Below are 24,089 nucleotides of genomic sequence, written 5' to 3'. Positions count from 1 at the left end.
GCCGTGATACTGAGATGTCATACCCCCATCCCCCTTCCCGCGAACCGAGGATCATCCACTCATGGCCCGTACGCCCCTGTCCGGCATCCAGCACTCCCTCCGCTCCGGCGACTACGAGGCGATCATCTCGAGCGTCGGTGCGACGCTCCGCTCGCTGACCCTCGCCGGGCGCGACCTGGTCGTGCCCTTCGACGCGGACGAGGTGCGTCCCTCCTACCGAGGTGCGACGCTGGCGCCGTGGCCGAACCGCGTCGTCGACGGGGCGTACACCTTCGGCGGCGAGGAGCGCCGGCTCGCGCTCACCGAGCCCGCGCGCGCCCACGCCCTCCACGGGCTCGCCGCGTGGCTCGACTACGAGGCGATCGACAAGGGCTCCGATCACGTCACCCTGAGCCAGGTCATCCCCGCGCAGACCGGATACCCGTGGCGGATCATCGTGACCACGACGTTCGTGCTCGGCCCGGAGGGGCTCACCCAGACGGTGACGGCCCGCAACGACAGCGACGAGGCCGCACCGTGGGGGACCGGACCTCACCCCTACCTGGTAGCGGGCGAGGGTCGGGTGGACGACTGGACGCTCGAGCTTCCCGCCGACCGCGTGCTGGCGGTGACGGAGGAGCGGCTCATCCCCACGACGCTCGAGGGCGTCGAGACGGACCCGGACCGGTTCGACTTCCGTCGCCCGCGCACCATCGGCGCGGTGGAGATCGACCACGCGTACACGGCGTTGACGCGTGACCGGGACGAGACGGCGGTCGTGCGCCTCACGGCCGCCGATGGCCGAGGCGTCCAGATGAGCTGGGATGCCGCGTGCCCGTGGGTGCAGATCCACACGGCCGACAAGCCGCTCCCGAAGGATTCCCGGCTCGGCCTCGCCGTCGAGCCGATGACGTGCGCGCCGGACGCTTTCAACGCCGATCGCTACGACTTCGACGCGGGTCTCATCGTGATCGAGCCCGGCGCCGAGGCGTCGGCATCGTGGACCATCGCCGCCATCGTCTGACATCCACGCGCGGGAGTCGGGGGGAACGACCCGGGCCCGCTCCGCGGAAGAGCGTCGGCGAGACATCCTCCCCAGACGATGCTTCGCCGTCCCCTGCTCCTCCGCCGATGAGCGGGCCCGAGCGTTGCCGCACCCCAGGCGGCTGAGCCGCGCCCCGTGACCTCACCCCAGGCGGGGAGGAGAGACCGGCTCTCATTCTGTTCGGCGCCCTCGGCGAATCGGATGGGAGAAACATAGAAGGCCCCGGAGTATTCTCCGAGGCCCCCCGATTGGGTCGTCGCGGCAGGACCGCGACTGTTCCGCGCGGTCAGTCGCGGAGTTCTTCACGGATCTCGTTGCGCATCTGCACCGAGTCCCGCTCTGCTTCGGCCTTGTCGACTTCCGCTTCAGCCTTTCTCACTTCGGCGTCGGCCTTCTTCTCGTCGGCCTTGTCGCTGAGGCGCTCCGTGGTCTTGTCCCACTCGTCCGTGATCTTCTCGCCGACGGCTTCGGCCGTCTTCTTGGCGTCTTCCATGAATCCCATGGACGGCTCCTCTCGAAGGATTGTGTCTTCGACGCTAACCCCGCGGAATGCGGATTCCGGGGGGTTGCACCGATCTCATCGAGTTGATACGCACGCCTCACCCGGAAAGCCGCGGGCCCCGGCTCTCGGATAGCCTTCTGTAGACGGAGGAGGCGCGAGCTCGCATGGGCAAGACAGCGGACGCGATCGCGGAAGGCGTCGCCATCGCCACGGCGGCCGCCCGCCTGACCGTGCGCAACCACATCCTCGTCGAGACCATCGCTCACGGGGCGCCGTTCGATCCCGATTCCTTTGCCCCGTTCGCGCGCGACACGCTGATCGCTCTCGCGGACGAGCAGCAGGCGGCGGGGGATCTGGCGCGCAGGCAGGCGAAGAAGGCGTGGGGTCGATTCAGCGACCCGGACGGCACGCACGACTACCGCGACCGCGATACCCGCAACCTGCGTAAGCGGCGTCGCCAGTACGTCGGCGTGGCCAAGGAGCTCCGTCGACGGGCCGAGGACGCCGCGGAGGTGCGCGAGCTCGTCCAGGGCGCCCGGGATGCCGCGTGGGGGGACGTCGAGGCGAACCTGCAGCGGCGCCTCACGGTCGAGGGCATGCGGCCCGACCTCGACCCCGACTACGCCCGGATGCGCGCGGCGCGGATGCAGTCTCTCCGCCTGGTGGATCTGCCCCGTCTCGCGGCTCACCGTCGTCACGCGAACGCGGCTGCCGCGGACGCCGCAGACGACGCGCCCGAGTGACCCGTGCCGATTCGCGAGTGCGTCGGCGGTCATGTATTCTGGTCGCTGGCCCGCGGGAGAGCGCGGGTCATGCGCCCGTAGCTCAATGGATAGAGCATCTGACTACGGATCAGAAGGTTAGGGGTTCGAGTCCCTTCGGGCGCACACTGTGTTGAGACAGTGAGAAAGCCCCGCCGGTCCGCCGGCGGGGCTTCTTTCTTGTCGCTGCGGCCGGGGCGTCGCTCAGCGGATGCGGCGGCCGCGCGTCGGCTCGGGGGTGTGTTCGCGGTACGCGGTGAGGATCCGCTCCAGGTATTCGGTGATGATCCGCTGCTCGTCCTCGTCGAAGTGGTCGAGCTCGGCATCCAGCCCGCGCACCATCGGCATCAGGATCGACATGGCCTTGGCGCGCGACGAATCCGTCGGCACGACCCGGACGGCGCGACGGTCGGAGGGGTGCGGCTCCCGGGTGACGTGTCCGAGGTCGACGAGGCGGTCGACAGCGGTGGTCATCGCCGCCGTCGTGATGCCCAGTCGACGGGCGAGCTCGCTGGGCCCGAGCGGCCCCTCCTGGAGGAGATGCTCCATCGCGTCGAGATCCGTGGCGTTGACGGAGAGCTTCTCCCCGAACGCCGCCTCGAAGTCGGCGGAGGTCTGGATGAGCTCCCGCAGGAGCACGGTCGGACGACGCGGCATCATGCCCGCGGCTGCGCCCGCGGGGGGAGTGGGGGCGTCCATGGAGAAAGCGTACCCGTAAGTACCATCGCTCGGCTAGTATCTAGGCAATCTAACTACTTTGTGATCTGATCAGTTCGTCGCCTGTTCCCGCACCCCGCCCTTCATCGCTCCCGAGGAGTCGTCATGGCCGCTCTGCTCCGCTTCATCACCTCCGCTCGAACATCGTGGATCGTCCTGGTGCTCGCCGTCGCCGCCGCGGGAGCGATCTTCGCTCTCGGCTCGGGCTCGGACGGAGACACGGCCCCGCCCGTCGGCCTCCCCGACTCGGCCGAGTCGCAGCAGGTCGACGCGCTGCTGGACGAACTGCCGAGCGCCGACACCACCTCCGCGCTCCTGGTGTTCTCCGGTGGCGGGGACGCGCTGACCGACGAGCAGCTGGCGCAGATCACCCAGAACTCCATGGGGGATCTCGCCGAGTTCACCCCCGACGGGTTCGTGCCGCCCGCGCAGGTCTCGGACGACGGCACCGTCGCGCTCGTCGTCGTGCCCCTGGCGCCCCTGACCAACGTCGAAGAGCAGACCGAGCGCGCCGCCGAGATCCGCGCGGCGGCGTCGGCGGACCTGGAGGGGGCGACCGTCTACTTCACCGGTGCCGAGGGCTTCGAGGTCGACATCGCCGCCGTGTTCGAGGGTGCCGACTTCACCCTGATCCTCACGACCGTCATCGTCGTCGCCATCCTCCTGCTCGTCACCTACCGGAGTCCCACCCTGTGGATCGTGCCGCTGATCGTGGTCGGTGTCTCGGATGTCCTGGCGGGCATCGTCGCGGCGCGCGTCGCGGCGGCGGTCGGCATCCAGCTGGATGCCTCCACCACCGGCATCCTGTCGGTTCTCGTCTTCGGTGCCGGAACGAACTATGCGCTGCTGCTCATCGCCCGCTATCGCGATGAGCTGCGACGATACGTCGATCGTCGCGCGGCGATGCGGAAGGCGCTCCGCGGCGCGGGGCCGGCGATCATCGCCAGCGGTTCGACGGTCGCGCTCGCGCTCGCGACGCTCCTGTTCGGCGAACTGTCGGGGAACCGGGCGCTCGGGCTCGCCTGCGCGGTCGGCATCGTGGTGGCGATGATCTTCGCGCTCTTCGTCCTGCCGGCAGCGCTCGTCCTGTTCGGGCGCTGGATCTTCTGGCCCTACATCCCGCGTCACGGTTCCGCGGATGCGCTCTCGCGGAGCCCGTGGGGCAAGCTCGGCCGTGCGGTCGCCCGCCGCCCCGTGGTCGTCGCCACGAGCGGGTTCGTCCTGCTCGGCATCCTCGCCAGCGGTGTCTTCTTCGTGCAGACGGGTCTGTCGCAGAACGACCGGTTCCTGCAGAAGCCCGAGGCGGTGGTCGGTCAGGAGGTGCTCGCCGAGGCGTTCTCGGCCGGCTCCACCTCGCCCTCGGTCGTGGTCGTCCCCGTCGATGAGGCCGAGGAGGCCGCCGCGGTCCTCGCCGACCTCGAGGGGGTCGACACCGCCACGGTCGGCGAGCAGAACGACGACATCGCGCGCATCGATGTCACCCTCTCGTCGGCGGCGGAGACCGAGGAAGCGCTGGCGACGGTGGAGCGGATGCGAGCAGCCCTCGATGACGTCGGATCCGGCGAGGGTCTCGTCGGCGGTCTCGACGCGCGCGCCCTCGATGTCGCAGATGCTCAGGCCCGCGACCAGGCCCTCGTGATTCCGCTGATCCTAGTGCTGGTGTTCATCGTGCTGGTGATCCTCCTCCGCGGGTTCGTGGCGCCGATCCTCCTGCTCCTGGCCGTCGTCGCGAGCTTCTTCTCGGCCGTCGGTGCGAGCTGGTGGCTGTTCCAGACACCGCTGTTCGGGTTCCCGGCGATCGACACCAACGTTCTGCTGTTCAGCTTCCTGTTCCTGGTGGCGCTCGGCGTGGACTACAGCATCTTCCTCGTCACCCGCGCGCAGGAGGAGGCGCGCGTGCGCGGGACCACCCAGGGCATGATCCGCGCGCTCGCCGCCACCGGTGCCGTCATCACGAGCGCCGGCATCCTGCTGGCGGCCGTCTTCGCCGTGCTGGGCGTGCTGCCGCTGATCACCCTCACCCAGATCGGGATCATCGTGTGCATCGGCGTCCTCATCGACACCCTCCTCGTGCGGACGGTGATCGTGCCCGCGCTGGCGTTCCGTACGGGCGACAAGTTCTGGTGGCCGCGTCGCCCCGAGGTGACGGATGCCGCTGCCGCCGAGGCCGGAATCGACGCCTTCACCGTGCTGGAGGTCGACGACGAAGACGGCGTGACGCGGCGCCGGGAGGAGACCGCCGCGGTCTGAGCGCGCGTCGGGCGCGGGGAGGAGGAGTCTGCCACCATGGCGGATGTGTTCCCCACCCCGCGCCCGCTGCCGCGCGTCCCGCTGTCGTCCGTGGAACTCGGGGGCTGGATGCGCGCCGGTGCACGCGCAGCCCTCGACGGATACGTGGGTCAGCTCCCTCGACTGGCGCCGGAAGTGGGCGGGGACGTGTTCGTCTCCGGACGGCTCGGACGCGGCGCTGAGGCGGTCAACGCGGAGCAGGTGGCCTGGTGGAACGGGGAGAGCGAGGGCAACTGGCTGTCCGCGTGGCTCGCCCATGTCCTGCTCGTCGGCACGGAGGCCGAGCGGCACGCTGCCGCGGACCGGGTGCGGCGGATCGTCGGGTCCCAAGACGATGACGGCTACCTCGGGATGTTCGCGAAGGATGAGCGAGCGGCGGGCGGTTTCGTCGCCGGCGATCTCTGGACGCGGACCTGCCTCCTGCGGGCGCTGCGCACCTGGGCCGATGCGACCGGGGACGTCGAGGTCCACGGGGCGATCGACCGGGCGGTCGCGGCGATCGCGCGACAGCTCGAGCGGCAGATCGCCGACGGCTCGGCGTTCGCGCGCGTCCGCGGGACCGGACACGACCTCATGGTCGTCGATCTGCTCGCGGACGCGTTCGTGCGCTCCGGTGAGGCGCGCTACCGCACCCTGGCCGCCGCAGTGTACGAGGCGTACTCGCGCGGCGATCTCGACGCGGTCTTCGCGGACCACCAGCGCGCGCGGCTCGAATCGGACGAACCCTTCTCCGGCCACGGCGCGCACGTCGCCGAGCACGCCCGGGTGCCCCTGCTGATCGCGGTCATGCACGGTGACACCGCGGACGCGGGCCCGTGGCGGGAACTCTTCGACCGCAGTGCCCGCAAGCTCGCTCCCGCGCTCGGCGCCTCGGGGGGCCTGCGCTCCGACGAGACCCTCGGCGCCCCGGGACGGGATCCGGTCCACCTCGCGGAGGCGGGCGAGGAGATGTGCGCACTCACCGAGCTCGCTGCGACCGCGGTGGTCGCCGCGGACGCGACCGGCGACCCCGCGTGGCTCGATCGCGTCGAAGCGATCTTCCTCAACGCGCATCCCGCCGGAATCCGCCAGGACGGCACCGCCGTGGCATACCTCCATGCCGAGAATCAGGACGCCGCGTCTCGCGCGCAAGGTACCCGCTGGGACTACTCGCCCACCCACGACGATGCCGCGGTGTGCTGCGCGCCCAACGCCGGTCGGATGATCGAGGTCGTCGCGCGCCGTGCCGTCATCCCCGTCCCGGACGGGGTGCGGGTGGATCTCTACGGCCCGCTCTCCGTAGGAGTCCCTGGCCCGCGCGGCGAGGTGCGGCTGACGCAGATCACCGATTTCCCGTTCGAGGAGGAGGTCGGTCTCCTCGTCGAGGCGGAGCCGGGGCCGCTCGTCGTCGAGCTCCGGGTGCCGGGATGGTGCACAGACCCCGACGTCGAGGTCGACGGAGACGCCGATGTCCACCTCGTCCGCGTGGGCGCGTACCTCCGCATCAGCGGGCGGTGGGCGAGGAGCGTGCGGGTGCGCCTGCGCATGCCGCATCGCGTCCGACTCGTGGAGACCCGTGACGGTCGCGCAGCGGTGGCCGCCGGTCCGCTCGTCTTCGCGCAGGAGATCCCTCACCGGGATACGCCGACGCGCACCTATGCGGGAAGCGCTCTGGTGGATGTGGACGTGACCTCGGTGGAGGACCCGTCGCGCCGCGGTCCGGTTCTCCGCGCGTCGAACGTCCGTGACGCCCGTGTGGTCCGTGCGCCGGGCCGACGCGATCACGCCGCTCCGGGCGTGGTCGTCCGCGTCGACGTGATGGATCCCTCACCGCGGGCGAAGGGCACAACCGGCGCCGAGGATCAGCGCATCGACCTCGTGCCCATCGGCGCCACGACGCTGCGCCGGACGGTCTTCCCCGTCATCCGGGATTGACGCGCCGCCGCCCGCCGGCCGCGGGCGCGGCGGGCGGGCGGCAGCGCAGACGATCAGCCCGCGATGAAGGTGATCAGGAGTCGGACGGAGAGGCCGAGGACGGCGATCAGGCCGATGGCACCGGCGAGGTTCTGCCACCACCGATTCCGCAGATCACCCATGAGCCCGCGATTGTTGGCCATCACGATGATGAGGAGCGCGAGGACCGGGGCCACGAAGATCGTCAAGGCCTGCGCGATGACGATGAGCTGGATCGGCGACGACTGGAAGATCAGCGTGATCACGACGCCGAAGGCGAGGATCGCGCCGCTGATCAGACGTGCGGAGCGGGAGCTCGACGACGAGCCGCGCCCGATGCCGTCCGAGAGCATCGTGCCTCCCGCGGTGGCGTTGGCGATCATCGAGGAGAATGCGGCACCGAAGAAGCCCAGGGCGAAAAGCGTCGAGCCGACGGGCCCGGCCAGCGGCTCGAAGATGCTCGCCAGCTGGACGATGGTCGTCGCCTGTTCGCCCGTTTCGCCGAGGACAGCGGCCGCCACGACGATGACGAGGGCGGTCATGACTCCCGGGGCGACGATCCCGGGGATCGTGTCGACCACGGTGACGTCGCGATAGTCGGCCGCGGTGCGCCCTCGCTCGCGGGTTCCGTAGGAGGTGTAGAACGCGGCGTTCACCGAGAAGTTCGTGCCGACCAGGGCGATGATGAGCAGCCACGCGCCATCCGGGATCTGCGGAAGGAGGCCTTCCCCGGCTGCGACCCAGTCCGGGTTGGCGATGAAGGCGCTCGCGACGAAGGCGATCGCCATCAGGGCCACCATGACGACGAGCAGCTTCTCGATGAAGCGGTAGACGTTCCGGGCGAAGAGGATCCCGGCGACGGCGACGCTGCAGATGACAGTCCACATGATCGGGCTGCCGCCGACCAGCATCGACAGTCCGAGACCGGAACCGACGGCGTTGCCGACCGAGAAGCAGAGGGTGATGAGGAACACGCCCACGCCCGCGAGAACGCCCACCCATCCACCGAGGTGGTTCTTGATGGCGGTGATGAGAGACACGGGGGAGCGGATGCCGAGACGGACGCTCATGTCGGTGAGGAAGATCATCAGGATCGTCGAGACGACGATGACCCAGACGAGCGCGTACTGGTAGCCGCTGCCCGCCTGGACGGCGGTGGTGAGGTTTCCCGGGCCGAACTGCCAGGCGCCGGCGACGAACGCCGGGCCGATCAGGGCGAGCTGTCGCCAGAAGCTCCGGCGGGTCCGGTGGGTTTCCACGATGGTCTTCATCGTGGCAGTGGGGATGCGTCCGTAGCCAGTCCCGGGTGTGCTGGAGGTGTGTCGAGGTGAGGTGGTGCGGTCGATCATGGATGACTCCTTCGTCGGAGTGCGGCGGTGCCGCCGTCGTCGTTGACTCATGAGACCGGCGCTGTGCCGGAAGGGAGCGGGGGAGACCGGAGCGGTCTCCCCCGCGGGGGATCAGGCCGGGACGGCGACGGCACCGAGCTCGGCGGCGCGGAACGCCGCGGCGATCTCGCCCGACGCGCCGTCCGGCAGCGGCAGGAGCGGCTCCCGCACGGTCGCGTGGTCCAGGATGCCGCGATTGACCAGTCCCCACTTGAGGGCGACGGTGCCTTCCATGTGCGAACCGCGGTGGTACACGGCCTTCGTCACGGGAAGAAGGCGGGTGTGGATGTCGTGCGCACGCGCGTAGTCGCGTGCTTTGCCTGCCTCGATGAGGTCGACGAGGAGCTCGGGGGCGATGTTCCCGTATCCGACCAGGAGGCCGTCGACATCGAACATCGTCGGGAGGAGATACTCGTCGTGACACGACAGGACCTGGAGGTCGGGGTAGGCCGCGCGCAGGGCAGGGATCTCGGTGTACCACCGGCGCATGTTCCGCACGCCGTTCTTGGTGTGGTTCACCCCCTCCTGGCCCGCAATCTCCAGCTGTGTGTCGAGGTCGTACGAGGCCTTGGTGTTGTCCGGGTACTGGAACAGGATCTCCTCGAGTCCGGACTCCTCCCAGATGGCGCGGTAGCGGGTCTGCGGCGCCCCCTGTTGGAAGCCGAAACGCAGCCAGCCGTGGGACGGGTAGACCAGGGCGCCCTTCGCGCCGGCGTCGGCTGCGTCCTTGGCCTCCAGCGCAGCGGTGATGTTTCCCTCCTTCGTGATGCCGGCGATGATCGGCAGGCGATCCTCGACGGAGTCGCGGAAAGCGCGGATGACGTCCTGCTGTTCCTTCTCCGTGAGGAAGGTTCCCTCCCCGGCGTGGCCGAGGACGACGAGGCTCTTCACTCCCTCGATGGACCCGAGCCAGCTGCCGAGGCGCTGGATGGCGGCGAAGTCGACCTCGCCGTTCTCGGTGAAGGGAGTGACAGGGGCGGGGTTGAGGCCACGTAGATCCAGGACCACGGCGATTCTCCTTTGAGTGTCGGGATGCCATCGTAGGAACGATTGCAGGAACGTTTGCAGAGTAGAACGCCGACAGCGGCCTGTCAAGGGATCGATTGCAGGAACGTTCTGCATCGAGCCTCCGTCGCGGACTACACTCCGGGAGGGAGAGGGGACCATGGAGCCTGAGCAGAGCGACCGTCGGATCGTGACGTTGAAGGACGTCGCGCGGAACGCGGGGGTCAGCATCTCCACCGCGAGTCGGGTGCTGGACGAGCGGCTCGGGACCTCGCAGTCCGACACCGCCCGCCGGGTCCGCGCCGCCGCAGACGAACTCGGCTACCGCCGCAACGTCTCCGCGGCCAGTCTCCGGCGCGGTGCGACCTCGACGATCGGGGTGCTGGTGCCCAGGCTCACCGACGCGGTGATGGCGCTCGCCTTCGAGGCTGTCGAGCGGAGTGCACGCCGGCACGGCTCCTTCGCGGTGGTGGCCACGTGCGGGGATGATCCCGATGAGGAGCGTCGAGCCACCGAGATCCTCCTCGACCGCAATGTCGACGGTCTGATCCTCGCCACCGCCCGCATCGACGACGCCCTCCCGGCATCGCTCCGGGCCCGGACGATTCCGCATGTGCTGATGCTGCGTACCGACGATGTGAGCCCGTCATCGCTGGGCGATGATGAGACCGGTGGCTACCTGGCGGCCCGACATCTGCTGGATCTCGGGCATCGTCGCATCGCGGTCCTCACCGGTCCCGACTTCACCTCGAGCGGCCGCGACCGTCTTCGAGGTGCGCAGCGCGCGCTCGCCGAGGCGGGTGTCTCCCTCCCGTCGCACCACGCCGTCCACACCGGCTACGGGGTGGAGGCCGGCGCCGCGGCGGGACACAGGCTTCTCGCCGCCGACGATGCGCCGACCGCCGTGTTCGCCGCGAACGACAACCTCGCCATCGGCGTGATCGCGTCCGCCCGGAATCTGGGTCTCACCCCCGGACGGGACGTATCACTCGTGGGATACAACGACATCCCGCTCGCGGCACAGCTGCCGACGCCGCTGACGTCGGTCGCGACTCCGTTCGAGCAGATCGCGACGACCGCCCTCGATCTCCTGCGCGACCGCGACGCCGTGCCGGGGACGATGCGTCGCGCGCTCCCCACCCTCATTCCGCGCGCGTCGACGGGACCGGTCCTCGACCGCGTTCCACGGGAGTGACGCGCCGCCGCCCGCTCAGGCGTGGGTGGGGATCACCCGCAGCCAGACGAAGCCGTGCGCCGGCAGGGCGAGACCCTGGGCGAGGTCGCGCATCTCCAGGCCGATGAGGTCCCACGCCTCCGGTAGGAAACCGCTCAGGGTCTCCGGGTCGACGAGGGCGAGGTCGTCGCCGACGTTGGCGAGCACGAGGACGATCGATGCACCCTCCTCCTCGCCGCTGCGCTGGAAGCCGAGCACCGACGGCAGATGGGTGTCGAAGCCGATCAGGGCGTTGCCGGCGAGCTCCGGGGTGGCGGCGCGGACCCGGATGAGCTCGGCGAGACGCGAGAACACCTTCCCCGCGGTCGTCGTCGGGTCGGCGCTCTCGGCGTAGCGGTCGGCGGGGTACGGCGGACGATTCACCCAGCGGCTGTCGTCTGCGGTCTCGGGATCGTCGCGGAAGCCGTAGTCGTTCAGCTGGGCGACCTCGTCGCCGAGGTAGAGCAGCGGGATCCCCCCGGTCGACATGGCGATCGCGTGCGCCAGGATGACGCGGTCGATTCCGCCGGCGTCGCCCGCCTCGATCCCGGCGAGGGAGGCGGTCGTCCCGGTGACGCGGGCGTCTCCGGTCTTGGGGTTCTCCTGGAAGGGCACGCCCCGGGCGAAGGTCCCCGGGAAGCGGCCGACGTAGAAGTCGTTGAGGAAGCGCCGGTGTCCGAAGCCGTCGATGCCGAGCTCCGCGGCGTCCTCGTCGGCGAAGGTCCAGCCGATGTCGTCGTGGCTGCGGACGTAGTTGACCCACGCGGTCCCGTCCGGAAGCGCGTGGCGCCGCTCCAGCGCCTGCTGCAGGAGTCGGGCGTCCCGGGTCGCAAGCGCCTCCCACGTCAGCGCCATCTGGAGCGGGTTGTACGAGATCTGACATTCGCCGGGAGAGATGTACTGGATCACCTCATCGGGGTGGACGATCGCCTCGGACTTGAAGAGCAGACTCGGTGCCGCCATCCGCAGCACCTCGTTGAAGGCCTGGAGGAGCAGGTGCGCCTCGGGCAGTGACTCGCAGGTCGTCCCGAGCTGCTTCCAGATGAAGGCGACGGCATCCATGCGCAGGATCTCCACGCCCCGGTTGGCGAGGAAGAGCATCTCGCCGGCCATCGCGCGGAACACCGCGGGGTTGGCGTAGTTGAGGTCCCACTGGAAGTGGTAGAACGTCGCCCAGATCCACCGGCCGTCCTCCAGCTGGACGAACGCCCCGGGGTGGTCGTCGGGAAAGATCTCGCGGACGGTCTGCTCGTACGCGTCGGGCATCGTGCGGTCGGGGAAGATGAGGTAGAAGTCCTCGAACCCGGACTCGCCCGCCACCGCCTTCCGTGCCCACTCGTGCTCGTTCGAGGTGTGATTGAAGATGAAGTCGACGACGAGCGAGATGCCCGCGAGTCGCAGCTCGGCGGCGAGCTCGGTGAGCTCGTCCATCGTGCCGAGCGCGGGGTTCACGCGCCGGTAGCTCGAGACCGCGTACCCGCCGTCGCTGTTGCCCTCGGGGCTCTCGAACAGCGGCATCAGGTGAAGGTAGGTGAGCCCCAGCTCCTGGAAGTAGGGGATCTTCTCACGGATGCCGGCGAGCGACCCCGCGTACCGGTCGACGTAGCAGACGCCGCCGAGCATGCGCTCGGACTGGAACCACTCGGGGTCCTCCTCCCGCCGCTCGTCGAGCGCTTTCAGCTCGAGCGGGCGCGCGCTCCACGACGCGGCCGCTTCCGCCACCACGGCGCTCAGCTGCTCCTGTGCGTCGGGCCGCGCGCCGTAGAGGCGGCGGAACAGCCCGTGGAGGGTCGGGAAGTGCGCGTCGAAGCGTCGGCGGAACACCGGATCGAGGGTGCCGGCGACGCCCTCCGCAACGGCGAGGGCGGCGGTGCGGTCGACGTCGACGTCGGGGGCGAGGTGGGTCATGGTTCTCCTGTCGCCGCGATGCTAGCGCGACGACGCGGTCAGGGGGGCGGAGGCGAAGGCGAGGAGGTGGGCGCGGGCGGACTCCGTCGCGGCGGCGACGGCGCCGATCGCGACGACGTCGGCCCCGAGGGGGGAGGCGACGAGCTCCGGCGCCGGGAGGTCCATCTCGTCCTGCAGCATCGCGCGCGCGGGGACGAGCGCCGACTCGATGCTGTCGGCGATGGCGCCGCAGAAGATGATCCGCTCCGGGTCGAAGAAGCCGCCGAAGACCGCCGCCACACGCGTGATCACCCGCGCCGAGCGGGCGATGATGTCGGCGGCGTCCGGGTCGCCGGCCTGGGCGGCGTGGAAGACGACGGGGGCGGTCAGCTCTTCGGCCGTGAGCCCGGCGAGGCGGCTGCGCGCGCCGATGCGTCCCCGCGCGGCGGCTTCCCGCGCCCAGGTCGCGACGTGGACGCCGATGCCGTCGGCGCTGCCGACGCCCGTGACGTGATCGAACGGGATCAGCTCGCCGGCACCGCCGTGCGCGCCGCGCAGGAGGCGGCCGTCGATGACGACGCCGGATCCGAGCCGGTCGCCGGCGAGCACGGCGATGAAGTTCCGGCATCCTGTCGCCGCGCCGTGCGCGCTCTCCGCCACGGCGGCGAGGGACGCATCGTTCTCGACCCGGACCAGGGGCGCCCAGGGCGCGGCGGTGTCGACGAGGTCGGGGTTCATGCGACGCCAGAACTCGTTGTGGCGGACGGGGGAGCGCCCTGCGCTGTCGACCGGCGCGGGCACTCCCACGCACACCGCGACGACACCGTCACGCGTGATCCGCGCCTCGGCGAGAGCCGCGTCGATGGCTGCCGCGACGACCTCTTGACGCCGCAGCGCGTCATCGAGGTCGGTCGTCAGCTCGCGCGATATCCGCGCGAGGGGTCTTCCGCGGAGGTCGGCGACCGTGGCGATCACGTGCGTCCGGCCCGCATCCACCCCGACGACGGATGCCGCGTCCGGACGGAAGGCGAAGCGACGCGCGGGCCGCCCCTTGCGGTAATCGCCCCCGGCCCGGGCGTTCGGCAGCTCCTCGACGACCCCGAAGCGGATCAGCTCGTCGATCGCCTCGATCGTGGTCGATCGGGTGAGGCCGACCCGCGGCATCACGTCGTTGCTGGTGAACATCTCGTCGTCCCAGACGGCGGCGAGGACCGTCTCGACGGAGGCGCGGGCGCCGCGCGGGATGGCCGTCGCATCGATGTCGGACATGCTCTTGACCTCCCCGTCCTCCTGTTGCATTATGGTCCACGTCAGATTGATTCGGCGAAAAAATATAGTAACCGCATCAACAAGACCCTCGGAAGGACAACGACGTGCTCGACCGATCTCACCGATCTCTCCGCTCCCGGATGCGGCGCACGGCCACGGCGGCTCTCGCCGCCGCTGTCGCCGGAGTCCTGCTCGCCGGATGCGCGGGAGGCTCCGGGCCCGAGGTGGTGCGCTTCCACCTCAGCAAGCCCGAAGCGATCCCGTATTTCCGCGACCTCATCCGCGAGTACAACGCCTCGCAGAACGAGGTCGAGGTGGTGCTGGACAGCTCCAGCAATCTCCAGGCCGGGTTCCTCCGCGGCAACCCGCCGGATCTCGGGCTGCTGAACTACAACATGGAGATGGCGCGCTTCATGGAGCGCGGCGCCCTCAGCGACCTGTCCGACATGCCCGAGGCGCAGCGCATCCTGCCCGAGGTCCAGGACCTCGTGGATCAGTACGCGACCTACCCCGGGCGCACGAGCGTCCTCCCGTACTCGGTGATGGCGGCATCCGTCATCTACAACAAGGAGATCTTCGAGGAGCAGGGCCTGGAGGTCCCGCAGACGTGGGACGAGTTCATCGCCGTCTGCGATGCCCTGACCGAGGCCGGCATCACCCCCATCTACGGCACCTTCAAGGATCCGTGGACCGTCGCGCAGGGGGCGTTCGACTACACCGTCGGCGGGTCGGTCGACGTCGCGGAGTTCTACGACGCGCTGGACGCCGAGGGCACCGACGTCGGTCCCGACTCGGACGTGTCGTTCCAGAGGACGCTCCTCGACCCCGTCGAGCGGATGACCCTCCTCGCCGACGAGTACACGAATGCGGATGCCGCCAGCCGGGGCTACGGCGACGGCAACCTCGCCTTCGCCCAGGGGCAGGCCGCGATGTACTTCCAGGGTCCCTGGGCCTTCGGGGAGATCGCCAAGACCTCGCCGGATCTGGAGCTGGGAACCTTCCCGCTTCCGATGACCGATGACCCCGAGGACCTCGAGGTGCGGGTCAACATCGACCTGGCCGCGTGGATCCCCGAGGCCTCGCGCAATCAGGAGGGGGCGCGGGAGTTCCTCGCCTACCTCTTCCAGCCCGAGGTGATGGACGCCTACAACGCCTCCCAGCTCGGCTACGGCACCACCGTGGACGCCGCCCCCGTCACCGACCCGCGCATCCTCGGCATGAGGGAGTACTTCGACGAGGCGCGCTTCTACCAGGGCGCCTCGAAGGCGATCCCGCTCACGATCCCCGCCGAGAACTACCTGCAGGGAATCGTCCTCGGCGCGAACCCGGAGACGACCCTCGCCACCATCGACGCCGACTGGGCGCGACTGGCGCTGCGGCAGTAGACGGCCTTACCAGACGAAGGAGTCGACATCTCATGGCCACCACCACCGCCACCGTCACGGCGCCACCCGCGGGCCGCGGCGACGCCGTCCCCCGCCGATCACGGCGCCGGGTCGAGCCGATCTACTACCTCTTCCTGCTGCCGAGCCTGGTCATCTTCACGCTGGCGATCACCCTGCCGGCGATCATCGGGATCTTCTTCAGCTTCACCAACTCCATCGGGTTCGGCGAGTGGGAGTTCATCGGGCTGATCAACTACATCGCGCTGTTCTCCGACCCCGCGGTGCTGCAGAGCTACCTCTTCACCTTCGGCTTCGCCGCGGTGACGGTGCTCGTGGTCAACGTCGTCGCGTTCCTCCTCGCCGTGGGACTGACCGCGAAGATCCGGCTGAAGACGGGCCTGCGCACGATCTTCGTCATCCCGATGGTCGTCTCCGGCATCATCATCGCCTACGTCTTCAACTTCCTGTTCTCGACATCGGTGCCCTCCGCGGGTCAGGCTCTCGGCATCCCATGGCTGAGCGAGAGCATCCTCGCCAACGCCGATCTCGCGTGGGTCGGGGTCGTCCTCGTGACGGCCTGGCAGGCCATTCCCGGCACCCTGCTGATCTACATCGCCGGCCTCCTGTCGATCCCCGGCGATGTGTACGAGGCCGCCGACATCGATGGGGCCTCCAAACGCCAGCAGCTGCTGCGGATCACCCTCCCGCTCGTCGCCGGATACGTCGTGATCAACGTCATCCTCGGCTTCAAGAACTTCCTCAACGCCTACGACATCATCGTGGGCCTCACCAACGGCGGCCCGGGCACGGCCACCCGTTCGATCGCCATGACGATCGTCACCGGATTCACCGGGGGCGACTACGCCTACCAGATGGCCAACGCGGCCTTCTTCTTCGTCATCATCATCGTCATCTCCCTGGTGCAGCTGCGCATCGCCCGTGGAAGGAACGCCCTCTGATGTCCGTCATGCAACCCGCCCTCGTCGCCGAAGACGTCGACGCCACCCGGGTCCTCGAGGGCGACAGCCCCCGTCGATCCCGTCGAAGCAGCGGAGGTCGCGAACGCGGCAGCTGGCCGCTCACGATCGTGCTGATCCTCTGCGCCATCACGGTCGTCATCCCGCTGTACGTCACGGTCTCGATGGCGTTCAAGACCCAGAGTCAGGCGGTGGACGGCAACGCCTTCGCGCTCCCCGCCCCCTTCAGCCTCGACGGGTTCATCTCCGCCTGGACGCTGACGAACTATCCGGCCGCGTTCACGGTGTCGGCGCTCATCACCGCGTTCACCGTCGCCGGCACCATCGTCCTCGCCGCGTGGGCCTCCTTCGCCATTTCGCGCAACTGGGACAAGCGGCTCTTCCGCTGGTCGTTCTTCTACCTGCTCGCGGCGATGTTCATCCCCTTCCCGGTCCTGGCGCTCCCGCAGATCCAGCTGACGGGACTCGCGGGGCTCGACAACCCGGTCGGGGTGACCGTCCTCCACATCATGTTCCAGCTCAGCTTCAGCATCCTGCTGTTCACCGCGTTCCTGCGCTCGATCCCGGCCGAGCTCGAGGAGGCCGCCCGGATCGACGGCGCCTCGACGTGGCAGACGTTCTGGCGCCTGACCTTCCCGCTGCTCGCGCCGATGAGTGCGACGGTCGGCATCTTCGCCTTCCTCGCCTCGTGGAACGACTTCATGATGCCGTCGCTGATCATCTCCGACCCGGCGATCCAGACCCTGCCGGTGGTGCAGAGCATCTTCCAGACCCAGTTCAGCAACAACTACAACGTCTCCTTCGCCTCCTATCTCATGGCGATGGCGCCCGCCATCATCGTGTACCTCTTCACCCAGCGCTGGGTGATGGAGGGCGTCACCCAGGGTGCCGTGAAGGGCTGACCGACCCCGCTGCACCCCATCCACCCCCTCGCACCGCTCAACCGAAAGGCACTCCTCCCCTCGTGAACACGCTCGCTCCTGCCCACTCCCGCATCGCTGCCGACGAGACCGAGACCTGGTGGCGTCAGGCCGTGGTCTATCAGGTCTACCCGCGCAGCTTCGCCGACTCGGACGGCGACGGCATCGGCGACCTCCCCGGGGTCATCGCCCGGGTCGACCACCTGGCCGAGCTCGGCATCGACGCGGTCTGGCTGAGCCCGTTCTACCCGTCCGAGCTCGCCGACGGCGGCTACGACGTCGCCGATTACCGCGACGTCGACCGACGACTCGGCACCCTCGACGACTTCGACGCGATGGTGGACGCCCTCCACTCCCGCGGCATCCGGGTCATCGTCGACATCGTTCCGAACCACAGCTCCGACCAGCACGCGTGGTTCCAGGAGGCTCTCGCCGCCGGTCGCGGGTCGGCCGCGCGGGAGCGGTACATCTTCCGCGACGGGAAGGGGCCGGACGGAGCGGAGCCGCCGACCGACTGGGAGTCGGTGTTCGGCGGGCCGGCGTGGCATCGCGTGGCCGACGGTCAGTGGTACTTCCACAACTTCGCACCCGAGCAGCCCGACTTCAACTGGGACCACCCGGACGTGCGGGAGGACTTCCTGCGCACGCTGCGGTTCTGGTCGGACCGCGGCGTCGACGGTTTCCGCGTGGATGTCGCGCACATGCTGACCAAGGATCTCCGTGAGCCGCTTCCCACGCGCGCCGAACTGGAGGCCCTGCCCTTCGACGGCCACCACCCCCTGATCGATCGCGACGACGTGCAGGAGATCTACGCCGAATGGCGTGCGGTGTTCAACGAGTACGACCCTCCGCGCACCGCCGTGGCCGAGGCGTGGGTGGACGCCGCCCGCGTCCCGCGCTACGCCAACCCGCAGAGTCTCGGGCAGGCGTTCAATTTCCAGCTGCTGCAGGCCGACTTCGACGCCGCCGAGTTCCGCCGCGTCGTCACGCACAACCTGGAGCTCGCCGCGGCCTCCGGATCGTCCAGCACGTGGGTGCTGTCGAACCACGACGTGGTCCGTCACGCCACGCGCTACGGACTGCCGCCGCTCGGCCAGGAGCACCGCGGACGCGGAGCCGAGAAGCACGGTTCGGCGTGGCTGCGGCGCGGTGCCGATGAGGCCGAGCTGGACCGGACCGGCGGTCTCCGCCGCGCCCAGGCGGCGACGCTGTTCATGCTGGGCCTTCCCGGATCGGCTTACCTGTACCAGGGGGAGGAGCTCGGACTCCACGAGGTCGGCGACATCCCCGCGGACTCACGCCAGGACCCGACGTTCTTCCGGACCCGGGGTGAGGAGATCGGCCGCGACGGATGCCGCGTCCCCCTGCCGTGGTCGGCCGAGGGGTCGTCCTACGGATTCGGTGAGGGCTCCGCTCACCTGCCGCAGCCCGCGTGGTTCGCCGACGCGGCCGCCGACCGGCAGGCCGAGGACGAGCACTCGACCCTCACGCTCTACCGCCGGGCGCTCGGTCTTCGGCGGGAGCTGCAGGATGCCGAAGAACTGACGTGGATCGACACCGGCCGCGACGACGTGCTGCGTGTCCGCCGGCCGGGCGGATGGGAGATCGTCACCGTCTTCGGCACGGAGCCCTACGACCTCGGCGACGCCGGCCGAATCGTGCTCGCGAGCGTCGACCCCGACGGTCGCCGCGCCGCGGGGGAGAGCACCGTCTGGCTCGTGGTCGACTGAGGACGGCTGTGCGGGGTCCCGCCCGCTGGGGGGCGCGGAATCCCGGGACCCCGCATAGCCTGGAGCGATGAGCGCCTACATCTCGGCGTTCGAGCTGTTCTCCATCGGTGTAGGACCCTCGAGCTCCCATACGGTCGGCCCGTTGCGTGCCGCCGGCGACTTCGTCTCGCGACTCGGCGACGCCGGCGTGCTCGATCGCGTGGACCGCGTCACGTGCGAGCTCTACGGCTCCCTCGGAGCGACGGGCATCGGTCACGGCACCCCGGATGCGGTCGTGGCGGGCCTGCAGGGTCACGTGCCCGAGACCGTCGATCCCGCGGTCGTGCGCCGTGCGTGGACCGGGTGGCCGGAGGGCGCGGAACTGTCGCTCGGCGGAAGGCGCGGCATCCGATTCTCGAAGGCGGACATCGTGCTCTCGCCGCGGACCCGGTTGCCCGGTCATCCGAACGCGATGACACTGCGTGCGACGGATGCCGAGGACGCGGTTCTCGGCGAGGAGACGTACTACTCGATCGGCGGCGGGTTCATCCGGCGCGACGGCGAACCGCCCGCGGTCCGCGCGGCGCAGTTCCCGCTCGACTTCGCCAGCGCGGAGGAGCTGCTGGCGGTGTGCGACGAGCGCGGGATCAGCATCGCGGAGGCGGCGCGCCTCAACGAACAGGCGCTCCGCAGCGAAGAGGAGCTAGCCGCGGGCCTCGACGCGATCTGGGCCGCGATGGCGTCGTGCGTGGAGGCGGGGCTGCGCGCGGACGGGGTGCTGCCCGGCATGCTGCGGGTCCGGCGGCGCGCGGCGGCCATCCGCGCGCAGCTGGAGGATGCCGAAGCCGGTGGACACCGCGAGCTCCCGGGGGAGTGGCTCGGTGCGTTCGCGCTCGCCGTCAACGAAGAGAACGCCGCCGGAGGGCGGGTCGTGACGGCGCCGACCAACGGCGCCGCCGGGATCCTCCCCGCGGTGGCGATGTACTGGTGGCGTTTCCTGGCCGATTCGGGACTCGGGGCGGGGAACGCGGTGACCCCCTACGGCGAGCTCGTCGGCAGTGCGCTCCTCGGGTTCGGCGCGCACGGCGGTGGTCGGCCGGGCGAGGGAGAGGGGCGGGACGATGACGCGGTGGCCGACGCGAACCGGCGGCGCGGCATCCGTCGATTCCTGCTGACGGCGACGGCGCTGGGCTCGCTGTTCAAGGCGAACGCGTCGATCTCGGGCGCGGAGGGCGGGTGTCAGGCGGAGGTCGGGTCGGCCTGCGCGATGGCGGCGGGCGGGCTGACCGCGGTCATGGGCGGGACGAACCGGCAGATCGAGAACGCCGCCGAGATCGCGATGGAGCACCACCTCGGACTCACGTGCGATCCGGTGGGCGGGCTCGTGCAGATCCCGTGCATCGAGCGGAACGCCATCGCGGCGTCGACCGCCGTGACCGCCGCGCGGCTCGCGCTCCGGGGTGACGGGAGCCACTACGTCTCGCTGGACGCCGTCGTGGAGACCATGCGACAGACCGGGATCGACATGTCGACGAAGTACAAGGAGACGAGCGAGGGCGGCCTCGCGGTCAACGTCATCGAGTGCTGATCCGGCGCGGCCGCGCCGCGGGTGGCCTCATGTGGCAGTCGCCGCCCCCTCCCCGCGCGGGAGGCGGCGCGAAGTGACACGCGAACGCGGATCATCGCGTTCGCGCGCCGTCCCAGCCCCGGCGCCGTAGAACGTCGTCGACGATCGCGACCGCGGTGCGGCGGTGGCGGACGTGCCGCGCGGTGAGGCGGACCACCTCCCAGCCCGATGCCGAGTAGTCCGCATACTTCTCGATGTCGCGGTCCCACTGCGAGCGTCGGCGCAGGAGAACGCGGCGCCGAGGGTATCGGGGAGGGGACGCGGCGCGACGGGCATCGCCTCACCCTTGCGGATGGCCTTCGGTCCACGGCGCGCCCCGCGCCACATGTGGACGACGCGGGCCTCGCGGCATCGGCCCGCGCCCTGGGGAGGAGAGCCGAGCGGCGTTCCGGCTGTCCTCCGGGTGGAAGTCGTGGCCGCCTCTCAGCGTGTGAGGGGGCGACACCCGCCACCTGGAGGCATTGCGTGCCGTCCGTGTTCGCCGAGGGCGAACGCGCACCGATCTGGCACTCGGCACTCGAGAGTGCTAATCTCAACGTAGTTGAGTCGCATCGACTCAACTCTTGAATTCACTCGAGAGGAGAACACCATGGCCACGTACGACCCCTTCCGTGACCTCGACCGCCTCGCCACGAGCCTCTTCGACACGCGCCGCGGCCCGCGCCGCATGCCGATGGACCTCTACCGCGACGGCGACCACTACGTCCTGAGCGCCGACCTCCCGGGGATCGACCCGGGCTCGGTCGACATCGACGTCGACGGCCAGCTGCTCACCATCCGCGCGGAGCGCACGCTTCCCTCCGGCGACGGCGTGAAGTGGATCACGCGCGAGCGCGAGGCGGCGAGCTTCCTCCGTCAGCTCAACCTCGGCCAGGGCATCGACACCGAGCGCATCTCGGCCAACTACAGCAACGGGGTGCTGAGCGTCACCATCCCCGTCAGCGAGAAGGCCAAGCCGCGCAAGATCGAGGTGATGGCGGACGGCGCGTCACCCGTCATCCAGGCGCACGAGAGCGCCGACGGTCCGCAGCCCGTCGAGCAGTGATCGTCCCGCCGACTCCCTGAGTGAGCCCGTCCGCACTCCGCGGGCGGGCTCACTCGCGTGCGAGCCGGTCACTCCGACACGGACCGCCCGCGGAGTTTCGCGGTCAGGTCGCGCAGCAGCGCGAGCTCGGCATCGTCCAGCGGCGACATGCGCTCGGCGATCGCCTTGCCATGCGCCGAGGCGACGCGGCGGAACACCGCGGCTCCGGCATCCGTCGCCGTGACGAGCGACCCGCGCCGATCGTCCGGATCGGCGCACTTCGTCAGCAGCCCGCGCGACACCATGCGGTCGACCAGACGCGAGACGCTCGGCTGGCTGATGAGCATGTTGGCCGTGACATCGCGCAGGCGCGCGGTCATGTTCGGTCCGCGGGTGACGGTCAGAAGGACGTCGTACTCGGCCTGGCCCAGCTCGTCGTCGAAGTCGCTGCTGATCTCGTGGAACACCTCGTGCTGAGCCCGGAAGAGGCTTTCCCACGCGTCGATGGCGAGCCGGCGATCAGTCATGCAGACCAGGGTACGGCCGAGAAGGCCTCGCCGTAGGCTGGCCGCATGGCGACGCGCACAGTTCGGTCACTTTTCGGCGCTCGAGCGGCCTGGACGGCGGCGATCGCGGCGGCTGTGACGGCGGCGACCCTCGCGCTGGGCGCCGGTGCGGCAGCCGCCGGTGCGACGAGCGCGGTGTCGACGGACGTCGACGACTTCACTTTCGACAGCATGGATGTCGAATACTCCATCGGTCGCGGCGACGACGGTGCGAGCGCCCTCACGGTCGAGGAGACCTTCGTCGCCCGCTTCCCCGAGTACGACCAGAATCGCGGCATGCGCCGGATCGTTCCGGACTCCTACCTCGGCGCGCCACTCAACCCGCGTCTGATCTCGATCACGGATGCCGAGGGCAACCCCCGCGCGAGCGAGACCGACAGCGACGACGGTGCCTACGCGATGACCTCGCGCGCCGACGACTATGTCCGCGGGGAGCAGTCGTACGTCTTCTCCTACACGCTCGACAACGTGGTGCGCTTCTTCGAGGACACCGGTGTGCAGGAGCTCTATTGGGACGTCAACGGCGTCGACTGGCCACAGCCCTTCGGTGAGGTGAACGCGACCCTGCGGGTGCCTGCGGAGCTGGCCGGCGCCCTCACCGGTGACCAGGCCTGTTACGTCGGCTCGCAGGGGTCGACCCAGACGTGCGACATCTCGGTGCAGCCGGGGCAGCTCGGCGCGGTCCTCATCGAAGCCTCCGCGCAGGACCTCGCTCCTCACGAGACGATGACGATCGCGGTGGGCTTCGCCCCCGAGACGTTCACCCCGTTTGACGGCAATTACGCCGCCTCGCCGCTCGGGTGGCTGCAGGCGATCTTCGGCGCCCTCGGCCTCGGCGCGCTCGGCTGGGCCGTCGCGGTACGCCGCCGGCACCTCCGCGACGCTCCGGGGCGCCCGACGATCATCGCGGAGTACGCGCCGCCCGCGAACATCGACGCCCTCGAGAGCGCGGTCCTGCTCGGCAAGACCGCCAAGGCGATACCCGCCGAGGTGCTCGAGCAGGCCGTCGTCGGCAGCATCCGCATCGAGGAAGCCGGCAAGAAGATGTTCGGCGGGGTGAAGCTCAAGGCGGTGCTCGTCGATCCGTCTCGCGCGGACGGCGACGGACGGATGCTGCTCGACGGACTCTTCCCGCGGCTGGTGCCGGGGGAGGAATACGAGTTCGGCTCGTCGGACACCCGGTTCTCCACCGCAGCCCGGAAGATCCTGAGCCGCGCCGACAAGGAGCTGACGACGCGGGGGCTCCGGCGACCGGTGCCCGCCGGAAAGCGGGCGTGGCCGATGATCCTCTCGATCGTCGCGGCGATCGGAGCGACCCTCTTCGGCGTGCTCGCGCTCGACGCGTTCCTGACCCCGGCCGTGACCGTTCCCATCCTCATCGGGTCGTTCATCCTGGTGTTCATCGTCGCCGGTCTCATCTCGCGGCGGCCCCTCACGTCGGCCGGCGCGGAGACGCGGGATCGCCTGGCGGGGCTGAAGACGTTCATCGAGTGGGCCGAGGCGGATCGGATCCGGATGCTGCAGTCACCCCGGGGTGCGGAGCGTCGCGCGGTGGATGCTGCGGGGAGCGCGATCGATCCGGAGAATCCTGCGCAGATGCTGGTGCTCTACGAGACGCTTCTGCCGTACGCGGTCGTGTTCGGTCAGGAGAAGGAGTGGGCCGAGCGGCTGGCCGTGCTGTACGACCGGACCGGGACGCCCGGCTGGTACATCGGGACCACGGGGTTCAACGCGGCCGCATTCTCGTCGGGCATCTCCACCCTCTCCACCACCGCGAGCGCGTCCACCTCCGGAGGATCGAGTGGGGGCGGTTCCGCCGGTGGAGGCGGCGGAGGCGGGGGCGGCGGCGGCGTCTGACGTGGCGATCACCCCGGTCCGGCGGTCACCAGGGCAA

19 protein-coding genes and 1 tRNA gene are annotated in these 24,089 nt (G+C 70.0%); 13 read left to right on the top strand and 7 right to left on the bottom strand.

Features of this window, described 5'->3' with window-relative positions; translation table 11 throughout:
* The first annotated feature begins 61 nt into the window (after window positions 1-61).
* Window positions 62-1,003 (top strand): aldose 1-epimerase family protein, encoded by a 942-nt coding sequence (locus ABXJ56_RS03860; RefSeq protein WP_353998401.1) that lies wholly within the window; start codon window positions 62-64, stop codon window positions 1,001-1,003.
* A gap of 307 nt (window positions 1,004-1,310) precedes the next feature.
* Here ABXJ56_RS03860 and ABXJ56_RS03855 read toward each other — a convergent pair whose 3' ends face one another.
* On the bottom strand, window positions 1,311-1,517 hold the full coding sequence (locus tag ABXJ56_RS03855; RefSeq protein WP_353998400.1) for a hypothetical protein: 207 nt from the start codon (window positions 1,515-1,517) through the stop codon (window positions 1,311-1,313).
* A 173-nt stretch (window positions 1,518-1,690) separates the two neighbouring features.
* On the opposite strand from ABXJ56_RS03855, the gene ABXJ56_RS03850 reads away from it, so the two are divergent.
* Window positions 1,691-2,269 (top strand): asparagine synthase, encoded by a 579-nt coding sequence (locus tag ABXJ56_RS03850; RefSeq protein ID WP_353998399.1) that lies wholly within the window; start codon window positions 1,691-1,693, stop codon window positions 2,267-2,269.
* 71 nt (window positions 2,270-2,340) lie between these two features.
* Window positions 2,341-2,413, top strand: a tRNA-Arg gene (locus ABXJ56_RS03845).
* Window positions 2,414-2,491: 78 nt separating this feature from the next.
* Here the strand turns inward: ABXJ56_RS03845 and ABXJ56_RS03840 are convergent.
* Complete coding sequence (locus ABXJ56_RS03840; RefSeq protein ID WP_353998398.1) at window positions 2,492-2,986, bottom strand: MarR family winged helix-turn-helix transcriptional regulator; 495 nt, start codon at window positions 2,984-2,986, stop codon at window positions 2,492-2,494.
* A gap of 123 nt (window positions 2,987-3,109) precedes the next feature.
* On the opposite strand from ABXJ56_RS03840, the gene ABXJ56_RS03835 reads away from it, so the two are divergent.
* Window positions 3,110-5,254, top strand: a complete 2,145-nt coding sequence (locus ABXJ56_RS03835; protein WP_353998397.1) for an MMPL family transporter — start codon at window positions 3,110-3,112, stop codon at window positions 5,252-5,254.
* 36 nt (window positions 5,255-5,290) lie between these two features.
* Window positions 5,291-7,207 (top strand): beta-L-arabinofuranosidase domain-containing protein, encoded by a 1,917-nt coding sequence (locus tag ABXJ56_RS03830; protein WP_353998396.1) that lies wholly within the window; start codon window positions 5,291-5,293, stop codon window positions 7,205-7,207.
* A 53-nt stretch (window positions 7,208-7,260) separates the two neighbouring features.
* On the opposite strand, the gene ABXJ56_RS03825 is transcribed toward ABXJ56_RS03830, so the two are convergent.
* Both ABXJ56_RS03825 and ABXJ56_RS03820 read right to left on the bottom strand, forming a co-directional pair.
* Window positions 7,261-8,574, bottom strand: a complete 1,314-nt coding sequence (locus ABXJ56_RS03825) for an Nramp family divalent metal transporter (RefSeq protein ID WP_353998395.1) — start codon at window positions 8,572-8,574, stop codon at window positions 7,261-7,263.
* A 111-nt stretch (window positions 8,575-8,685) separates the two neighbouring features.
* Window positions 8,686-9,621, bottom strand: coding sequence for a dihydrodipicolinate synthase family protein (locus tag ABXJ56_RS03820; RefSeq protein ID WP_353998394.1), 936 nt, complete (start codon window positions 9,619-9,621; stop codon window positions 8,686-8,688).
* A 187-nt stretch (window positions 9,622-9,808) separates the two neighbouring features.
* On the opposite strand from ABXJ56_RS03820, the gene ABXJ56_RS03815 reads away from it, so the two are divergent.
* Window positions 9,809-10,813 carry a LacI family DNA-binding transcriptional regulator gene (locus ABXJ56_RS03815; RefSeq protein ID WP_353998393.1) on the top strand — a complete coding sequence of 335 codons (1,005 nt, stop codon included), beginning with the start codon at window positions 9,809-9,811 and terminating at the stop codon, window positions 10,811-10,813.
* Between the two features lie 15 nt (window positions 10,814-10,828).
* Here ABXJ56_RS03815 and ABXJ56_RS03810 read toward each other — a convergent pair whose 3' ends face one another.
* The gene (locus ABXJ56_RS03810; protein ID WP_353998392.1) at window positions 10,829-12,739 is read right to left on the bottom strand and encodes an alpha-amylase family protein; all 1,911 of its coding nucleotides are present in this window, start codon (window positions 12,737-12,739) and stop codon (window positions 10,829-10,831) included.
* A gap of 21 nt (window positions 12,740-12,760) precedes the next feature.
* Window positions 12,761-13,987 (bottom strand): ROK family protein, encoded by a 1,227-nt coding sequence (locus ABXJ56_RS03805; RefSeq protein WP_353998391.1) that lies wholly within the window; start codon window positions 13,985-13,987, stop codon window positions 12,761-12,763.
* A gap of 140 nt (window positions 13,988-14,127) precedes the next feature.
* Between ABXJ56_RS03805 and ABXJ56_RS03800 the strand changes: the two genes are divergently transcribed.
* The 6 genes from ABXJ56_RS03800 to ABXJ56_RS03775 all read left to right on the top strand — a co-directional run bounded on the left by ABXJ56_RS03800 (window position 14,128) and on the right by ABXJ56_RS03775 (window position 21,650).
* A complete protein-coding gene (locus ABXJ56_RS03800; protein ID WP_353999958.1) occupies window positions 14,128-15,372 on the top strand; it encodes an ABC transporter substrate-binding protein in 1,245 nt (414 codons plus the stop codon).
* Between the two features lie 32 nt (window positions 15,373-15,404).
* The gene (locus ABXJ56_RS03795; protein ID WP_353998390.1) at window positions 15,405-16,331 is read left to right on the top strand and encodes a carbohydrate ABC transporter permease; all 927 of its coding nucleotides are present in this window, start codon (window positions 15,405-15,407) and stop codon (window positions 16,329-16,331) included.
* Entirely contained in the window at window positions 16,331-17,251 is a 921-nt protein-coding gene (locus ABXJ56_RS03790; RefSeq protein WP_353998389.1) for a carbohydrate ABC transporter permease, read from the top strand. The genes ABXJ56_RS03795 and ABXJ56_RS03790 overlap by 1 nt, the downstream gene beginning before the upstream one ends.
* A gap of 62 nt (window positions 17,252-17,313) precedes the next feature.
* The gene (locus tag ABXJ56_RS03785; protein ID WP_353998388.1) at window positions 17,314-18,999 is read left to right on the top strand and encodes a glycoside hydrolase family 13 protein; all 1,686 of its coding nucleotides are present in this window, start codon (window positions 17,314-17,316) and stop codon (window positions 18,997-18,999) included.
* Between the two features lie 67 nt (window positions 19,000-19,066).
* On the top strand, window positions 19,067-20,566 hold the full coding sequence (locus ABXJ56_RS03780) for an L-serine ammonia-lyase, iron-sulfur-dependent, subunit alpha (RefSeq protein WP_353998387.1): 1,500 nt from the start codon (window positions 19,067-19,069) through the stop codon (window positions 20,564-20,566).
* A 628-nt stretch (window positions 20,567-21,194) separates the two neighbouring features.
* The gene (locus tag ABXJ56_RS03775; RefSeq protein ID WP_353998386.1) at window positions 21,195-21,650 is read left to right on the top strand and encodes an Hsp20/alpha crystallin family protein; all 456 of its coding nucleotides are present in this window, start codon (window positions 21,195-21,197) and stop codon (window positions 21,648-21,650) included.
* Window positions 21,651-21,718: 68 nt separating this feature from the next.
* Here ABXJ56_RS03775 and ABXJ56_RS03770 read toward each other — a convergent pair whose 3' ends face one another.
* Complete coding sequence (locus ABXJ56_RS03770; protein ID WP_353998385.1) at window positions 21,719-22,156, bottom strand: MarR family winged helix-turn-helix transcriptional regulator; 438 nt, start codon at window positions 22,154-22,156, stop codon at window positions 21,719-21,721.
* A 45-nt stretch (window positions 22,157-22,201) separates the two neighbouring features.
* On the opposite strand from ABXJ56_RS03770, the gene ABXJ56_RS03765 reads away from it, so the two are divergent.
* Window positions 22,202-24,052: a DUF2207 domain-containing protein gene (locus ABXJ56_RS03765; RefSeq protein ID WP_353998384.1), complete on the top strand. Its 1,851-nt coding sequence runs from the start codon at window positions 22,202-22,204 to the stop codon at window positions 24,050-24,052.
* The last annotated feature ends 37 nt before the right edge of the window (window positions 24,053-24,089 follow it).

Source organism: Microbacterium aurantiacum (genome assembly GCF_040532595.1).
Taxonomy (GTDB): Bacteria; Actinomycetota; Actinomycetes; order Actinomycetales; family Microbacteriaceae; genus Microbacterium; species Microbacterium chocolatum_B.
The sequence above is the reverse complement of the archived record's forward strand: the minus strand, read 5'-3'. Positions and strand labels throughout refer to the sequence as shown.

What these genes read in the sequence shown, in the direction of transcription:
- ABXJ56_RS03860 (WP_353998401.1), top strand. Translation starts at nt 62, where the DNA reads ATGGCCCGTACGCCCCTGTCCGGCATCCAGCACTCCCTCCGCTCCGGC.
- ABXJ56_RS03855 (WP_353998400.1), bottom strand. Translation starts at nt 1,517, where the DNA reads ATGGAAGACGCCAAGAAGACGGCCGAAGCCGTCGGCGAGAAGATCACG.
- ABXJ56_RS03850 (WP_353998399.1), top strand. Translation starts at nt 1,691, where the DNA reads ATGGGCAAGACAGCGGACGCGATCGCGGAAGGCGTCGCCATCGCCACG.
- ABXJ56_RS03840 (WP_353998398.1), bottom strand. Translation starts at nt 2,986, where the DNA reads ATGGACGCCCCCACTCCCCCCGCGGGCGCAGCCGCGGGCATGATGCCG.
- ABXJ56_RS03835 (WP_353998397.1), top strand. Translation starts at nt 3,110, where the DNA reads ATGGCCGCTCTGCTCCGCTTCATCACCTCCGCTCGAACATCGTGGATC.
- ABXJ56_RS03830 (WP_353998396.1), top strand. Translation starts at nt 5,291, where the DNA reads ATGGCGGATGTGTTCCCCACCCCGCGCCCGCTGCCGCGCGTCCCGCTG.
- ABXJ56_RS03825 (WP_353998395.1), bottom strand. Translation starts at nt 8,574, where the DNA reads ATGATCGACCGCACCACCTCACCTCGACACACCTCCAGCACACCCGGG.
- ABXJ56_RS03810 (WP_353998392.1), bottom strand. Translation starts at nt 12,739, where the DNA reads ATGACCCACCTCGCCCCCGACGTCGACGTCGACCGCACCGCCGCCCTC.
- ABXJ56_RS03805 (WP_353998391.1), bottom strand. Translation starts at nt 13,987, where the DNA reads ATGTCCGACATCGATGCGACGGCCATCCCGCGCGGCGCCCGCGCCTCC.
- ABXJ56_RS03800 (WP_353999958.1), top strand. Translation starts at nt 14,128, where the DNA reads ATGCGGCGCACGGCCACGGCGGCTCTCGCCGCCGCTGTCGCCGGAGTC.
- ABXJ56_RS03795 (WP_353998390.1), top strand. Translation starts at nt 15,405, where the DNA reads ATGGCCACCACCACCGCCACCGTCACGGCGCCACCCGCGGGCCGCGGC.
- ABXJ56_RS03790 (WP_353998389.1), top strand. Translation starts at nt 16,331, where the DNA reads ATGTCCGTCATGCAACCCGCCCTCGTCGCCGAAGACGTCGACGCCACC.
- ABXJ56_RS03780 (WP_353998387.1), top strand. Translation starts at nt 19,067, where the DNA reads ATGAGCGCCTACATCTCGGCGTTCGAGCTGTTCTCCATCGGTGTAGGA.
- ABXJ56_RS03775 (WP_353998386.1), top strand. Translation starts at nt 21,195, where the DNA reads ATGGCCACGTACGACCCCTTCCGTGACCTCGACCGCCTCGCCACGAGC.
- ABXJ56_RS03770 (WP_353998385.1), bottom strand. Translation starts at nt 22,156, where the DNA reads ATGACTGATCGCCGGCTCGCCATCGACGCGTGGGAAAGCCTCTTCCGG.
- ABXJ56_RS03765 (WP_353998384.1), top strand. Translation starts at nt 22,202, where the DNA reads ATGGCGACGCGCACAGTTCGGTCACTTTTCGGCGCTCGAGCGGCCTGG.